Below are 16,265 nucleotides of genomic sequence, written 5' to 3' on the forward strand. Positions count from 1 at the left end.
GCGCCGCTCACAACAACAAGGTGGTGAGCACGCCTCCCGACAGCGGCTGCCAGTGCAGTGTGGCACGCCAACCGGCGGGCAGGGTCGGCGTCAGGGGGGCCTTCAGCTCGAGGGTGAGGCTCTGGGCTGTCATCCCCAGCCAGCGGGCATCGAGAAAATCAAAATAACGCCCCACCCTGGGATGGAGCGCCTTGAACAGGCTCTCCTTGGCAGAGAACACCAGGGTGAGTCCCTCCGCCCTGCTCAGGCCGACGGCGCGGGCACCGGCCTCCAGCCGCCCCCACTCATCCTCATCGACGATACCGGGCCAGAGCTGACTCCCCTGCTCCGGCCCCAGCCAGGCCTCCAGATCCAGCCCCATCCCCCCCTCTGCGGGGCGCACCCCGCACAGGGCCACCCCCTGCCCCGCCAGCACGCTGTGGCTGATGCTCCCCTCCATTCCCGCGGGCCAGAGGGGCTCCCGGGCCGCTCCGATGGCCACAGTGCTCCCCGCAAGGCCGAAGGGGCGCAGGGCCTCACGAGCCGCCAGCCTACCGGCCAGAAACTCCCCCAGCCGCTTGGGGGCCGCTCGCTCTAGGCTGGCGGGCAGCGCCATGCCATGGGCCTCGACGCAACCTGGGGTAAAGGCGGCGGGATTGAAACAGACCCGGTGCAGGGACAGAGGACGGGACACCGGCAGCGGCAGGCTGTCGACATGGAGGATGAAACCGGGGTCTGAGGGGAAAGCGGGCATAGCAGGCTCCTTGCCAGGAAGGGGCCATGGTAGCAAATCCTCCCCCCGTGAGGCGAGAAACACAAATGACAATTGTTATCACTTGGCTTTGTGGTAGCATGTTCCCGCCCGTTTGGGACCCTGTCTCCCCCGATTTCACCAAGAAGGATGTAACAGATGAAGATCGCTTCTCCCCTGGCCGCCGTGCTGATGCTGGCCAGCCTGGTCGGCTTCCAGGCCAAGGCCGACACCGAGACCCGTCAGGTGACCGATGCCGACGGCAAGACACTGGCGGTGCCCGCCCAACCCAAGCGGGTCCTGGTGTTGAGCGAGATCGATCTCGACAGCGCCCTGACCCTGGGGGTGCAGCCAGTCGGCACCGTCAACGGTCGCGGTCAACCCACCCTGCCCCGCTATCTGCTGGACAAGGCGGGCAAGGAGATCGCCGTGGTCGGCGATCTGGACAACCCCAACCTGGAGAAGCTGATCGACCTCGAACCCGACCTCATCCTCACCGGCCAGACCAAGCCAGAGCTCCTGGCCCTGCTCAAGGAGATAGCCCCCACAGTCGTCACCGGCCACTGGGGTGAATCCTGGAAGACCATCTTCACCCGCAGCGCCAACGCGATGAACCGTGAGGCCGAGGCCAAGGCCTTCCTCGCCCGCTATGACGCCCGCCTGGCCGAGGCCCGCAGCAAGCTCGCCAGCCACCAGGGGGAGCAGGTGAGCATAGTGCGCTGGAACCCCAAGGGGCCTAGCTACATGCACGGCGGCACCTTCGCCAGCAGCGTGGTCACCGAGATGGGGCTGGCTCGCCCTGCCCATCAGATCGGCGACAAGACACCCCACTCCCCGGCCCTGAGCCTCGAGTCCCTCAACCTGCTGGACGGTGACTGGCTGGTGATCGGCACCCTCAGCACCAGCGGCGATGCGGTGGATGCCATGAAGCAGGCCGAGCAGACCCCGGCCTTCCAGCAGCTGACCGCCATCAAGGGCAAGCGCTTCGGCGCCGTGGACGGGTCCCTCTGGACCTCCACCGGCGGCCCCCAGGCGGCCCTCAAGGTGATCGACGACGTCGAGCAGCTGCTGGCCAAACCCGATGCGGCCCCCATCGCGCACTGATCCCCATCTCGGTTGACTGCCAACAAGAAGCCCGCTTGATGCGGGCTTCTTGTTATCCATGGCTCGGCAGGACGCTTACTCCGGCAGGGGCAGCGCCTTTCTATCCAGTTTACCGCTGCCGGTCTTGGGCAGGGCATCCAGCAAGAGGATCCGCGCCGGCACCATGTAGTGGGGGAGCGTCGCCTGCAACCCCTTGCGCAGGGCGAGCCGGTTGAGGGTCACCCCGCTTTTCGCCTCCACATAGCCCACCAGCATGGCCTCGTCCCCCTCGCCCACCAGGCGCACCGCCGCCTCCTGCACCCCGGCCTGGCGGCGCAGCCCCGCCTCCACCTCGCCTAACTCGATGCGAAAGCCCCGCAGCTTGATCTGATCATCGCGCCGCCCCAGATAGAGGAAGCGATCCGCCCCCAGCAGCCGCACCCTATCCCCGGTGCGATAGAGGCGATGGGTGGCAAGGCGCAGGAAGGCGGCGCTGGTCAAGGCAGGCTTGCGCCAGTATCCCTCGCACAGGGCCGGGCTCTCGATACAGAGCTCGCCGCACTCCCCCTCTGCCACCGGCTGCCCCGCCTCGTCCAGCACCCAGTGGCGATAGCCGGGCAGGCTGTGGCTGATGGTGATCTGCCCCCCTGCCGGTGGCCAGCGCACCTCGCTCACCAGGGACCAGACGGTGGCCTCGGTGGGCCCGTAGCAGTTCCACAACCGCCGGGTGCGGGCGCAGAGCTGCTCGGCCAGCCCCATATCCAGCGCCTCGCCGCCGCACAGGGCGGTGAGGGTATCGCGTCCCTGCCAGCCGGCCTTGAGCAGCATGCGCCAGCAGGCCGGGGTGGCCTGCAGCCAGTTGATGGAGGGGTCGGCCGCCAGCAAGGCCAGCATCCCCAGGGGGTCCTTGTTGTGCTCGCCGCCCGCCACCGTCAGCCGGCCACCGCCCCAGAGCGGCCCCAGCATCTCCAGCAAGGAGATGTCGAAGGCCGGGGTGGTGATAAAGAGCCAGTGGCAACTCGGGGAGAGTCCTAGCCGCTCGCGGATCCCATCGAGGAAACAGAGCAGGGCCCGGCGGCTGATGACCACCCCCTTGGGCTCGCCGGTGGAGCCCGAGGTGAACATCATGTAGGCCGCCAGGGCGTCGTCCACCCTGGGCCAGGAGAGAGCCCCGCCGGGGGCCGGCCCCTTGAGGGGGCGCAGGGGGCAACCGAAATCCGGGGTCCCCGCCTCCTCATCGCAGATCACCGCCGAGAGCCTGGCCTGGCGGGCTATCCCCTGCAACCGCGCCAGGGGAAAGTCCGGCTCAAGGGGCACGAAGGTGAGGCCAAGGCGCAGGCAGGCCAGCAGACTGGCCACCAGATCCGGGCTGCGGGAGAGATAGAGGCCAACCCGCTCCCCTACCGCCAGCCCCTGCAATCGGGCGGCAATCTGGCCGACCCTTGCATTGAGGGCGCCATAGCTGAGCCACTGCGCATCTGATCCGCCCTCACCGGTGCCCGCCTCGCCCATACGGATGGCGGGGGCGAGCGGCGTGGCGGCCAGACAAGCGGCCAGCCGCGAGCCCAGGTTGACCGCCCCCTCACGGGGGGCGGTCCGGGTCTGCACGAGTTGGGCCTCATGGCTGATGGTCACCGTCATAGCGCGGCCTCCGTTTGGCGCACCAGCCAGTGCCCATAGAGCCGGCTGGGGGATGGGTTGGCCCTGAGGGTCTGCAGGGTGAGCGGCGCCCGATCCTGTGCGAATGCCTCGTTGAGGGCCGCCAGCAGGGCGAGCTGCTGCACAGAATCCACCCCCAGATCCATCAAGGTCTGCTGCCAGATGCCGGGCACGCCGCACTGGCGTTCCCACAGGGCCACCAGCTCGCGAGCCTCGGCCGGTGGCTGAGCCAGGCCGGGCTCAGCCCTGGTGGCGGCCACTTGTGTGACAGACGATGGTGTGGCTGCCCCTTGCGCCGGGGGCTGTGCCGCCTCCACTCTGGCCGGCTGGCTCAGATCCGCCTGCGCCAACCAGCCAAGCTCGGCCAGCCAGTCAGCCAGCACCGCCTCGGCCCGGGCCTCGGGGATCTGATCGCCGTCGAACTCGAGGCGCAGGTTGAGCTGGCCGCCACGGGCATTGACCACCAGGGAGAGCGGCAGCTCCACCTTCTCCACCACGGCGCCAAAGCGCGGCACCAGCTGATGGGGCTCGGGGGCGGCAGGGGCCGCTGGCATGGGGTAGTTCTCGAACACGAACAGGCTCTGGAACAGACGCGACCGGCCTTTGGTCAGTGCCGCCAGCGACTGGGTGCCGTGCTCGTTGAGGGCCATCAGGTCGGTCTGCAACCGGGCGATATGCTGGGCCAGGCTCAGCTCGGTACGCCACGCCAGCGCCAACGGCAGGCTGTTGATATAGAGCCCGACGCTCGCGGTGATCCCCTCGATGGGATAATCCCGGCCCGGGGTCACGTTGCCCACCAGGGTGACGGCATCGCCAGAGCGGCGTGCCAGCAGACGGTGCCAGGCATATTGGGCCAACAGGCCAGCTGTCACGCCAAGATCGCGAGCACGGTGCGCGAGCAAGCTCGCCACCTCGGTCGGCAGCGCCGTGGCGCACACCGCCGGTCGCTGCTGGGTATGGCGCCCGCTTGAGCGAGCGTCCAGGGTCACCCCGAACAGGCAGGCGAGATCGTTAGGTTTTGTTAGCAGCTCCTCCCGCCCCTGCCAGTAGGCGTCGGCGCTGCAGGCTTGACTGGCGATATGGCGGCCAAATTCGAGCCAGGCGGTATCCGGCTCGCCCTGGGGCAACAAACCGTTCATGAGAGATTGATAGGCGCGATGCAAGGACCCCAGCAACACCGGGCCGCTCCAGCCATCCAGCACGCCGTGATGGGCGCTGAAGACAACCTTGTGGTGATCGGGGGCCAGTTTGAAGCAGGCAAGGCGCAGCAGGGGTGCCTGATCCAGCGGGATCGGGCGGGCCAGATCCTGCTGGCGATAGGCCTGGATCCGTGCCTCTGCATTTGCCACCTCGGACAAGTCCTCATAGTGGAACGGCAGCTCGGCGCGCTTCATGATGCGCTGCAGCGCGACCCCGTCCGCCAGCACCAGTTCGCTGCGAAGGGCCGGCCAGCGGGCGATCTGCCCCTGCCAGGCCTGACGGTAGACCGCCACGTCCAGTGGCTGGTGATACTCGATCTCGGTCTGCAGGTGATAGGCCGTGTCACCGGGCACCAGTGCCCTGTGATGGAACATGCTCTGCTGAAGCGAGGTCATGGGCTGCAGGGTCTCCACCTCGCGCCCGGCCAGCACCTGGTCCAGCGCAGATTGGGAGAGACCCAGCCCCGGGAAGTCGCTCGGGGTGTGGCGCGGAGCCGCCTGGGCGCAGCAGTGTTCCACCAGCGCCGTCAGGTTCTCCGCCAGCCGCGCCATCAGGGCGTCGCTCGCCAGCGGGTTGAGGGCGCCCACCTGGCGCAGGGTGAGGCGGCCATCAAACACGCCCCCGTGCAGGCTCACCAGCTCGCGCGGCAGGTTGTCAGGGGATGTGGGGGCCCCCGGCGCCACGGGCAGGGGCTGCCAGGGCTGATCGGCCTCGCCCTGATGGCTGACCCCCAGATAGTTGAAGACCACCAGCGCCTGGGGCAGTTCCTGCCCACGGGGATGGTGCAGGCGCAGGGCGTTGAAGCCCACCCCCTTGTCCGGCACGGCGCGCAGCCGCTCCTTGGTGGCGCACACCAGCGCGTCCCAGGCCCCGGCATCTTCCAGCGCCAGCGGGTAGGTGCTGGTGAACCAGCCCAGGGTACGGCTCACATCGAGTTCGGCATCGATGGCCTCACGGCCGTGCCCTTCCAGCATCACGCAGTGACGGCTGCCGTAACCCTGCTCGCTCAGGGTACGAGTCAGTGCCGCCAGCAGCAGGTCGGGCACCCGGGTGAAGTAGGCCTGGTTGGCGGTGTCGATGAGGCGAGCCGTGGTCTCCTGACTCAGTTGCAGCAGGCTGGCGGCGGCACGGCCATCGGCGGCACGTTGCGCCGAGAGCAAGCCTGGCTTGCTGGCCTCCCCCTGAGCCAGCCAGAAGCCCATCTGCTCCTCTTCTCGTTTGGCGTAGGCCGCGAGCCCCTCGCCCCACTGGCGATAGCTGCTGCCCTTGGCGGGCAGCGGCTCGCCCCTGCTCACCCGTGCCAGATCTTCGGCCAGGATGCGCCAGGAGACGGCATCGATGACCAGGTGATGGAAGGCGAGGAAGAGCCCCTCCACCGTCTCACGCTCACCCTCACGCTCGCCCTCAAGGGCGAGATTGCGCAGGCGGGCCCAGGCCAGGGTATGGCCGCTGGCGGGGTCGAGCCCTCCCTGCAGCTCGGTCAGGCGGGCCTGCAGTTCGGCCTCATCGAGATTGGCGGCATCCAGGGTCGGCAGCGGCGGCAATGGCAGTTCGGCCAGGTAGCACTGGCCGGTCGGGGTCACCGCCAGGCGCAGGGCATCGTGGTGCTGGCGCAGGGTATCCAACCAGCCGCGCAGGGCCTCATCGTCCACCCCGGCCGGCAGGCGCAGGATCACCCCCTGGTTCCAGTGACCGGACTTGGCAAAGCCCTGCTCAAAGAACCAGTGCTGAATGGGATGGAGCGGGAACTCGCCGGTCAGGCTGCCCTGCTCGCTCCTGTGGCTGACGGCCTGCTGCTGGCCGAGCTGGCGGCAGAGGCGGCGCACCGTCTTGGCTTCGAACACGTCCTTCACGCTGCAGTGCAGCCCCGCATCCCGCAACCTGGTGGTGAGCTGGATGCTGAGGATGGAGTCACCGCCCAAGCGGAAGAAGTCATCCTCCACCCCGAGCGGTTGCTTGAGCACCCCTTGCCAGATGGCAAGCACTGTCTGCTCCAGTTCGTTTTGCGGCTCGCCCTTGCTCTGCTGCCAGACGATGGCGGGCAGGCGGCGCAAGTCCAGCTTGCCGTTGGGGGTGAGCGGCATCTCAGGCAGCCAGCAGAGGCGCGCCGGCACCATGTATTCGGGCAGGCACTCGCCGGCCCGCTGCAGCAGGGCATCGCCGTCGGGCTCCCTTGCCCCGGCCTGCAGACAGGCGTAAGCGAGCAGGCGCCCCTCCTGCACCACCACCTTGATCTGGCGCATCGCCGGGCACAATTCGGCAAGCCGGGTCTCTATCTCCCCCGGCTCGATGCGATAGCCGCGCAGTTTGATCTGCTCGTCTATCCGGCCCAGATACTGGATGTTGCCGTCGCGGCGCAGCAGGGCCCGATCGCCGGTGCGATAGAGGCGATGGGTTCGATCAGCCAGCGCCAGCTCGATAAAGGCCTCCTGGGTGCGCTCCGGCAGATTGAGGTAGCCGCGAGCCAGCCCCAGCCCTGCCAGGCAGAGCTCGCCGGGGACCCCCACCGGGCAGAGGTTGCCCGCCTCGTCCAGGATCAGCGCCTTCAGGTTGTTGACGGGGCGACCTATGGTGATGGGCGCCCCCGGGGTGAGCCGCGCGCAGAGCGCGGTGACGGTACATTCGGTCGGGCCGTACATGTTGAACAGGGCCACCCGCTCCCCCCAGCGCTCCACCAGGCTGCTCGGGCACGCCTCGCCGCCAAAACCGATGGCCTTGAGGGAACCGAGATCCGCCGGTGGCAACAGGTTCGCCAACAGCGCCGTGGGCAAAATCATATGGCTGGCACCCCGAGCGATCGCGGCCGTGATGGCCCCCTCCCCCGGCTCGCCGAAGTGCAGGGCCGCACCGCAGTAGAGCGGCAGCAAGGCGGTCATGTTGCCCGCATCGAACGAGAGGGACATGCAGTTGAACATGGCACCATTCTGATCAAGGGCGATACGCTCGCCGTGATCCGCCATCAGGTTGACCAGGCTGCCCTGCTCCACCATGACCCCCTTGGGCAGGCCGGTGCTGCCGGAGGTGTAGATGATCTGGGCCAGCATGGCGGCGTCCCGAGGCAGTGCAGGCGTGCTGGTTGGCATCTTGTCCAGCGCAAGCCCGTGCAGATCCTGATATTCGGCAGTCGTGCCCGCCAGCGCCTCGCCAAGCCGCGGGTCCGGCACGCCACCCAGCACCAGGCTGATGGATGCATCGCCTAAGATATGGGCCAGCCGCTCGGCGGGATAGGCAGGATCGAGCGGTACATAGGCCGCCCCCGCCTTCCAGCAGGCGAGCAACGCGATAACGAAGGCCACATCGCGTCTGGCCTGGATGCCGATGGCGGCGCCCGGGGTGACGCCCTGAGCCTGCAGCCAGTGAGCCAACCGGTTGGCACTCACCTCCAGCTCGCAATAGGTCAACGATTGCGCGCCGTCGCTGACCGCCAACGCGTCCGGCAACTGAATAGCGCGCCGCTCGATATGACAGAGCAGGGTGTCGCGGTTGTGGTAATCCCGCGGCAGGTCGGCAAGCAGTGCGGCCAGCGCCGCCTGGTCGGTGCCCGCCTCCAGCGGCAGTTGCCAGATGTCGGTCTCGGGGGCCGCCACCACGGCGCGCATCAGGTGCAGCAGGCGATCGGCAAGAGCCTGGATGGTCTCTCGCTCGAACAGGGCGGTGGCGAACAGCCAGTCTACCCGGACGGAGTCCATCAGCTCGGTCACCTTGACCGAGATGTCGGTCTTGGCCGGCAGCACAGGCGAGGTCTCCTCCACCAGCTGGCAGCCGGGGATGAGGTCGTTGAAGTCCACCTTGGCCTGATAGACCAGCATGATCTGGAAGATGGGGTTGATGGCGGTGGTGCGATCGGCGCCGATGGCCTCGGCCAGCGCCTCGAAACGGTAGAGCTGGTGATCGAAGGCCGCCAGATCCTCCTCCCGGCACTGCTGCAGATAGTCGACAAAGCTGGGCTTGCCGCTGAGTTGAGTGCGCAGCACGAGCGTATTGACGAAAAAGCCCACCAGGGACTCGATCTCGTGGCGTTCGCGATAGGCGAGCGGGGTACCGATCACCACCTCCTTCTCGCCGCTCTGGCGCACCATCAGCAGGGCAAACAGGGCGTGCAGACCGATGAAGTTGGAGGTGCTGTGGCGCTGGCAGAGGCGCTTGAAGCTCTCCCACAACTCGTTGTCGATGGTGGAGAAGACAAGCTCGCCGCCGCTGTCCTGATGGGCCGGGCGCGGCTTGTCGAGCGGCAGGCCGTGCACCTCGGGGCTGCCACCGAGCCGATCAACCCAGAACGGCTTGAACTCGGCGTGATAATCGAGAAAACGGTCAGAGTTGAACCAGCGGGCATAGTCGATGTAGGTGAGCGGCAGCTCGCTCACCTGCAGGGGTTCGCGGTTCTGATGGGCAAGAAAGGCGCGCTTGAGATCCGCGAACATGTTCTTGACCGACCAGCCGTCGGAGATGATGTGGTGCTGGGTGATCAGCAGCACGTGCTCGCGGCTGCCCAGCCGAATAAGGTGCACCCGGCTGAGATCCCCTTTGGTCAGGGAGAAGGGGCGCCCTATCTCTTCCCGCACCCGGCGAGCCACATAGGCTTCGCGCTCGGCTGCCGGCTCTGCGCTCACGTCCTCGATATGCAGCTTGAAGGGGGTGTGGGGCAGGATCTCCTGCGCCCCCCTGCCCGCCTCGTCCTTGATGAAGCGGGTACGCATGCTGGGGTGGCGGGCAAACAGGTGGTCGAAGGCAAACTCCAGCGCCGCCGTGTCCAACTCTCCCTTAACGCGAAAATAGACCGGCATATTGTAGAGGTGGGAAGCCTCCTCGTACTGCTCGATAAACCAGAGTCCGCTCTGAGACGAGGAGAGCGGCCCCTGCCGGGCGCCCTCGGCATCACGTTGCGCAAGAATGGGCGCCTCGAAGGCGGCACGGGCCGCCAGGCAGCGCACCAGCTCATCCTTGTGGGCCTTGATGGTGGCGCCGATGGCCGGCGTCACCGCCTCCTTGCTCGACTGGGAGATAAGCTGGCCCTTGTCGTTCAGCGCCAACTTGACCCCCTGCCGTTCCAGCTGTTTCAACAGCAAAATCATATTGTTCATCTGTTTCTCAAGCCTCAGGCACTCAGGGTGGCGCCACCGTCGACGACCAGATCCTGCAGCGTGATGTGGCTGGCCAGATCCGAGGCCAGGAAGAGGACGGTATGGGCGATCTCCGCCGGGGTGGCCACCTTGCGCAGGGGGATGCCGAGCTTGAACTGCTCCGGCAACCCGGCAATGGTGCGGGCCATGGCCTCCTCGCTTGGCAGCATGCCCCGCAGCATGGGGGTATCCGTCGAGCCCGGCGACACCAGGTTGGCGCGCACGCCGAAGGGGGCCAGCTCCAGCCCCACCGTCTGGGTCAGGCTGGTGGCCGCCGCCTTGGAGGCGCAGTAGGCCGCCATCTGCATGCGCGGCACATGGGCGGCGTTGGAGCCTATGGTAACGATGGCACCGCGCCGCTGCCCCTTGAAGTGGGGCACCAGGGCCCGCAGCAGATAAAAGACGCCGCTGGCGTTGACCGTCATGCAGTCGTGCCAGTCGTCATCGCTTAAGGTTTCGGTAGAACCGAGGCGCAGCACCCCGGCCCCGTTCACCAGCACATCGAGCCCGCCGTCCGCCAGCAGCGCTGCGCAGCAGGCGTTGACCGCCTTCGAATCGCCGATATCGAGCAGCCGGGTGGCATAGGGGTAGTCGGCTTCGGGAAACGCCAGATCCAGCCCCACCACACAGGCGCCGGCCGCCACGAACTGCGTTGCCACCTCGCGGCCGATGCCGCGCCCGGCCCCGGTCACCCAGACCCGCTTGCCAGTGAAATCAAAGGCCATTACTTGTTGCTCCTTGCTCATCACCACACCATCTCCACGCTCTCTTCATCCTCGGAAAGCAGGCCGTCGAGGAAGCGGCAGAAGTCATCGAGGCGCGGGTGATCGAACACGTCGGAGACCTTGACCTGCACCCCGAACTCGGCGCCGAGCCGGTTGACGATCTGGATGGTCTGCAGGGACTGGCCCCCCAGCTCGAAGAAGTTGTCGGCGGGCGCCATGGTGGCGAGCCCCAGGATCTGCTGCCAGATGGCGCCGACCCGGTTCTCGGTCTCGCTGCCAAGGGCCAGAGCTTCGCCCCCCGCCTGGTAGGCGGCCAGCAAGGCCTTGCGATCCAGCTTGTTGGAGCCGGTGCGGGGCAACTGGTCATAGTGGCGATAGTCGGTGGGGATCATGGCGGCAGGCAGCACCCTGGCGAGCTGCGCCTTGATGGCCCGGCTGTCGCGCTCAGGCCCCGCCACGAAGGCCACCAGCCGGCGCACGCTGCCGATGCTCACCCCCTGCACGCACGCCTCGTCTACCCCAGGCAGGGCCAGCAGCTGGGCCTCCACTTCGCCGGGCTGGATGCGATAGCCGCTTATCTTGAATTCGTTGTCACGCCGACCGAGGTAGACCAGCCGGCCAGCCACCAGGCGCACCCGATCGCCGGTGCGATAGACGGGCACACTCTCCTCACCGATCCGCAGGGTGCCAAAGCTGCCTTGTACGCCCCCCACATAGCCGTTGGCCAGCTGCGGGCCGAGCAGCACCAGTTCACCCTCGCTGGCGGGTTGCTCCCCTGCCCCCAGGATGAGCGCCTGCATGCCGGGCAGCGGCAGGCCGATGGGCAACTGGGCCTGGTTCGGGTCTTCCTGTTGCAGCTCCTGGGTGGTCACCACCACGGTCGTTTCGGTGGGGCCGTAGGTGTTGAAGAGGCGCACATCGGCGCGGCCCTGGCGCTGCCACTGGGCCAGCTGCTCGGGGTAGACCGCCTCGCCGCCGATGATGACGGTGGCCAGATTGGCAGGAATGTGCGCCTGACCCGCCGTCAGCGCCACCACCCACTCGTTCCAGAACGCGGTGGGCAGATCGAGGTGGGTGATCCCCATCAGCTCCACCCCGGCCGCAAAGGCGGGCATGGATTCGAGCAGGGCGTCGGTGCGCAGCACCAGGGTGGCACCTGCGCTCAAGGTAGCGAACACCTCCTCGATGCTGGCGTCGAAGTTGAAGGGGGCGAATTGCAGCATCCGCGCCTCTTCATCCAGGTGATAACGGCAGCGGGCCGCGGCGGCGAAGTGATCCAGGGCGCCGTGGCTGACTGCTACCCCTTTGGGCAGACCGGTCGAACCCGAGGTGAACATCAGGTAGGCGACGGCGTGGTCGGCGGCCGGCTGGTTGAGCCGATCGTCGCTCACCAGATCCCCCGCCAGCAGGGTGCGCCCCTCAAACAGGCTGGCCAGCTTGTGGCGGTACTCGGCCTGGGTGATCAGGGTCTTGACCTCCCCCAGTCGCAGGATATGGCCCTGGCGCTCCAGGGGCTGCTCGGGATCGAGGGGCACGTAGACGGCGCCCGCCAGCAGCACCGCCAGCTGGGCGAAGATGGCCTGGGGGGTGCGGGCCAGCATGACCCCCACCTTGTCGCCGGGGGCGACGCCTTCGGCCTGCAGGGCGGCCGCCATCTGTTCGGATCTGGCCAGCAGCGCCTCGTAGCTGAAGCGGGCCTCTCCCTGCTCCAGCGCTACCTTGTCCGGGGTCTGGGCGGCGAAGTGGCAGAGCGCCTCCAGCACGGGGCGCACCTGGATGGCCTCGTGGGCGGGGCCGGCGATCAGGGACCTGGCTCGCTGCTCGGCCAGCCAGTCGGCCTTGAGCGCTCCCAGGGTCTGGGCGGGCTCCGCCAGCCAGCGTCCCAGCAGGGCAAACAGGGTATCGGCGATGGCTGCCAGATCGGCCTGCCGGTAGCAGCCGGGGTTGGCATCCAGATCCAGGCGTGGCTGGCCATCGACGCCGACCTGCACCTCTATGGTGAGATCCTCCACCGGCCCGGCGCTGATATTGAGAATATGGGCTTCGAGCGGCCCGAAGCGACGGGCGTGATCGAACGGCATGATGTTGACCAGGGGGCCGAACAAGCGCTTCTCGCCCCCCACCAGACCGAGGTCGCGGCGCAGCAGCTCGTAGCGGTAGTGCTGGTGTTTGCGCACGCCACGCTTGGCCTTGGCCACGGCGCCGGCGGCCCCCGCCAGATCCAACGCGTCATCAAGCTCCAGAGCCAGGGGAGTGATGTTCATCTGCATGCAGGGCACGGTCAGGGACGCCGAACCGATGCGGTTCATCATCATCAGGCCAAGCAAAGTTTGTTGCTGGCCACTGGCAAGGGAGAGCTGGGCCGATAGGCCGGCCAGCAGCAGATCGGGCCAACCCAGCTTGTGCTCGTCGGCAAAGCCGGTCAGCGCCTGCCACAGCGCCGCCGGCAAGGGGCGACTCTCGCGAATAAACTCGGCGGCGATGGGCGCGCGGGTGTCACCAAAAGACTTCACCTCGGGCCAGCCTTGCAGCTGCTCCTGCCAGAAGGCGCGGGCGGCGGCGTTCTTGCCGCTCTGCTCGCGGCTCGCCTCTTCCGCCAGCACCTCAGCCAACGAGCCGAAGGGGGATGGGGAGTTCATCTCACCGGCCAGCCCCTCTGCATACAGCTCGGCGATGCGCTGGAACAGCAGGGTGGTACCAAAGCCGTCGAGGGCGATGTGGTGCACGCAGCTGTAGAGGTAATCGCGGCCGGGGCCGCGCAGCAGGGCGAAGCGGCAGGGCGCCTCTTTGGTCAACTCGAACGGGCGGCGCAGATCGGCCCGGGCCCAGGCGCGGGCCAGCGTCTCGTCATCGCGCTCGAGGGAGACCTCTTCATAGGCCAGGGGCAGCTCGTGCGAGACGAAGCAGACCGCCTCCTTATCGTCTTCGAAGTGGCCCTTGAGCGCCTCGCACTCCCCCACCGCCTTGGCAAGGGCTGCGGCCAGCACGACCGCCTCGACCTTGCCATCGAAGGCGATGCACTCGGCGGTGTTGAACATCGCCTTGTCGTCGCTCAGCAGATGTCCGGACCAGAGCCCCTGCTGGGGGATGGTCAAGGGGAAGCGGTTCATGGGGTCACCTCCAGGGCCTGGGCTGCCAGCCTGGCCTCGATGAGGCGCCACCAGCCGTTGAGGGTCGGCAACTTGGCGAGATCCACGAAACCGAGCTCCACCCCGGCAGCGCGCCACTCGGTGAGCAGGGCCATGATCCGCACCGAATCCAGACCGTAGTCGATGAGGTTCTCGTCGGGATCAAACTCCCCTTCGTCCTCGTCGATGTGACTCAACAACCGCGCCTTGAGCCCCTCATACGTCAGCAAGGGATTGGTGGGCTGGGCGGCAGAAGCGGAAGCCGTGGCAAGGGCCAGCACCTCCTCGCAGGGGATCACCTTGCCGCAGCGGGTCGCCACGTAGTCGAGCGCCATCTGGTGATCGGCCAGGGAGAAATCCGCCACCCCGTCCGCCAGGAAGAAAGGCTGGATATCGCGCATGAAGGCGTCGCAGGCAGTCATCATGCAGCCGATATGGCCGTAGATGCCACCGATGATCAGCTGATCCCGCCCCTGACTTTCAAGCATCTGCTCGAGCTCGGAGCGCTGGAAGGCGCTGTAGCGCCACTTGACCAGCACGGTGTCGTCAGACTCCGGGCGCAGGGCGGCCACCACCTGCTGCTGCTCGGGCCGCTTGTTGAGCCCCGGGCCCCACATGTCGTTGAGCAGGGCGCGATCTTCGGGGGATTGATCCTTGGGCTGGGCGGTGTAGAAGACCGGGATGCCGAGGGCCTTGCACTGCTTGCGCACGGCGGCCAGACGCTCGGTGAGCGCCGCCATCAGCGGGCTGTTCTCGCCGTAGAAGGCGGTGAAGTACTCCTGCATGTCGTGGATCAGCAGGGCGGCGCGTTTGGGATCCAGAGACCAGTTGACCTTGTTGGCCTTCCACTGGCTGGGCATGGCGTAGTTGTTCAGGGTTGGGATAGCCATAACGTCATGATTCCTTGTTAGTTTTATGCTGTTGTCAGGGGCTGGTTGGCGGCGATGGTGTGCGCAATGCGCGCCCGCAGCCCCTGCTTGTCAATCTTGCCCACCGCCGTCATGGGCAGGGCGTCCAGGGTTTCGAAACGGTCTGGCAGCTTGAAGTCCGCCACCCCGCGCTCGCGCAGAAACTTGCGCAAGGCCAGCGGCTTCAAGGCGGGATCCGTGCTGACGATAAAGGCGCAGCTCTTCTCCCCCATGGCACTGTCGGGCATGGAGACCAGGGCCGCATGGGTGATGGCCGGATGGTGCAGCAGCTGGTTTTCCACCTCTTCCGCCGCTATTTTCTCGCCGCCCCGGTTGATCTGATCCTTCTGCCGCCCGACCACCGTCAGGTAACCATCGGCATCCTGTACCACCAGGTCGCCAGAGCAGTAGAAGCCCTCGGCATCGAACACCCGGGCGTTGTGGGCCGGGCTCTGGAAGTAACCGCGGAAGGTATAGGGGCCGCGGGTGTGCAGGGCGCCAGGCTCGCCGGGGGCGACCGGGTTGCCCGCCTCATCGAGGATGCGCACCTCGTCGTCCGGGCTCATGGGGCGACCCTGGGTGTGAATGACCTTCTCGTCGGGATCAGAGAGCCGGGTGTAGTTGACCAGCCCCTCCGCCATGCCGAACACCTGCTGCAGCCGGCAGCCGAGCAGCGGCCCAATCTTGCTGGCTACCGCCTCCCCCAGCTTGGCGCCGCCCACTTGCAGCAAGTCGAGGCTCTCGAGCCGAGTGCGCGCAGCGGGATCAGCTTCCGCTGCCTGCAGCCAGAGGGAGACCGCCGGCGGCACCAGCGAGGTGAGGTTGACCCGGTGGCGGGCGATCAGCGGGAAACAGCTGATGGGGCTGGGGTCGGGTGCGAGCACCACGGCGCCGCCCGCCTCGAACACCCCCAAAGCTCCCGGGGAGCTCAAGGGGAAGTTGTGGGGCGCCGGCAGGGCGCACAGATAGCGGGTGTGGGGCCCCAATTCACAGATTTCATTGCTGCGGCGCACGCTGTAGAGGTAATCGTCATGGGTGCGCGGGATAAGCTTGGGGGTGCCTGTGCTGCCGCCGGATAGCTGGAAGAAGGCCACCTCGTCCGCCGGAGTCGGGCCATGGGCGGGGAGTGCCAACGCCTCGCTCCTGGCCAGATCACTCAGCCAGTGAGCCAGCCCCAGCTCTCCCGCGTCCCCATCCAGCAGCACCAGTTCGGCGCCGATGACGCGCAACAGGTCACTGTGGCGCTCCCCGCTGGCGAACAGGCCATGGGCCAGCGAACCGACAAAGAGGCGGGGCTTGATCTGCTCGGCGTAGGACACCAGCTCCAGCCGGTTGTGGCTAAAGAGCGCATTGACCGGCGCTATGCCGGCTTTGAGCAGGGCGAAGAACACCAGATAGAACTCGGCCACATTGGGGAGCTGCACCAGGGCGGTATCCCCCACCCCTAGGCCGTGGCGGGCCAGACGCCCGGCCAGCCGGCTCGAGGCGGCGTCCAGCGCCCGATAGCTGAAGCGGCGCTCGCCGCAGAGGATGGCCTCGGCATCGGGGGCCAGCTCGCACTGACGCGCCAGCATGGCGGTCAGCGGCTCGCCGCGCCAGTACCCCTTGGCACGGTATTGATTCGCCAGTTCCGCTGGCCAGCGGGTATAGGGCAGAAAACAGCGGCTATCGCTCATTGCGCCACCTCCGGACTCAGGCCAAGGGCTTTCAGA

At 67.3% G+C, this 16,265-nt stretch carries 8 protein-coding genes; 1 reads left to right on the forward strand and 7 read right to left on the reverse strand.

The window, feature by feature from the left end:
* Nucleotides 1-7: 7 nt before the first annotated feature.
* On the reverse strand, nucleotides 8-733 hold the full coding sequence (locus tag ACSMDR_RS05865; RefSeq protein WP_436467589.1) for a 4'-phosphopantetheinyl transferase family protein: 726 nt from the start codon (nucleotides 731-733) through the stop codon (nucleotides 8-10).
* A 156-nt stretch (nucleotides 734-889) separates the two neighbouring features.
* Between ACSMDR_RS05865 and ACSMDR_RS05870 the strand changes: the two genes are divergently transcribed.
* A complete protein-coding gene (locus ACSMDR_RS05870; RefSeq protein WP_436467590.1) occupies nucleotides 890-1,834 on the forward strand; it encodes an ABC transporter substrate-binding protein in 945 nt (314 codons plus the stop codon).
* A gap of 75 nt (nucleotides 1,835-1,909) precedes the next feature.
* Here the strand turns inward: ACSMDR_RS05870 and amoH are convergent, their stop codons facing one another.
* From amoH to ACSMDR_RS05900, 6 genes are read right to left on the reverse strand one after another with little or no spacing between them, the layout of a single operon-like run.
* Nucleotides 1,910-3,454, reverse strand: coding sequence for an amonabactin biosynthesis glycine adenylation protein AmoH (gene amoH / locus ACSMDR_RS05875; RefSeq protein WP_436467591.1), 1,545 nt, complete (start codon nucleotides 3,452-3,454; stop codon nucleotides 1,910-1,912).
* A complete protein-coding gene (amoG, locus tag ACSMDR_RS05880) occupies nucleotides 3,451-9,753 on the reverse strand; it encodes an amonabactin biosynthesis non-ribosomal peptide synthetase AmoG (protein ID WP_436467592.1) in 6,303 nt (2,100 codons plus the stop codon). Before amoG ends, amoH begins: the two co-directional genes overlap by 4 nt.
* A gap of 14 nt (nucleotides 9,754-9,767) precedes the next feature.
* Nucleotides 9,768-10,517, reverse strand: coding sequence for an amonabactin biosynthesis protein AmoA (gene amoA, locus ACSMDR_RS05885; protein ID WP_436468206.1), 750 nt, complete (start codon nucleotides 10,515-10,517; stop codon nucleotides 9,768-9,770).
* Nucleotides 10,518-10,537: 20 nt separating this feature from the next.
* The gene (amoF, locus tag ACSMDR_RS05890) at nucleotides 10,538-13,627 is read right to left on the reverse strand and encodes an amonabactin biosynthesis non-ribosomal peptide synthetase AmoF (RefSeq protein WP_436467593.1); all 3,090 of its coding nucleotides are present in this window, start codon (nucleotides 13,625-13,627) and stop codon (nucleotides 10,538-10,540) included.
* Nucleotides 13,624-14,535: an amonabactin biosynthesis bifunctional protein AmoB gene (amoB, locus tag ACSMDR_RS05895; RefSeq protein WP_436467594.1), complete on the reverse strand. Its 912-nt coding sequence runs from the start codon at nucleotides 14,533-14,535 to the stop codon at nucleotides 13,624-13,626. The genes amoF and amoB overlap by 4 nt, the downstream gene beginning before the upstream one ends.
* Before the next feature lie 23 nt (nucleotides 14,536-14,558).
* Nucleotides 14,559-16,229, reverse strand: a complete 1,671-nt coding sequence (locus ACSMDR_RS05900; protein WP_436467595.1) for a (2,3-dihydroxybenzoyl)adenylate synthase — start codon at nucleotides 16,227-16,229, stop codon at nucleotides 14,559-14,561.
* Nucleotides 16,230-16,265: the final 36 nt, after the last annotated feature.

This window comes from Aeromonas molluscorum (genome assembly GCF_051376105.1).
Classification (GTDB): domain Bacteria; phylum Pseudomonadota; class Gammaproteobacteria; order Enterobacterales; family Aeromonadaceae; genus Aeromonas; species Aeromonas molluscorum.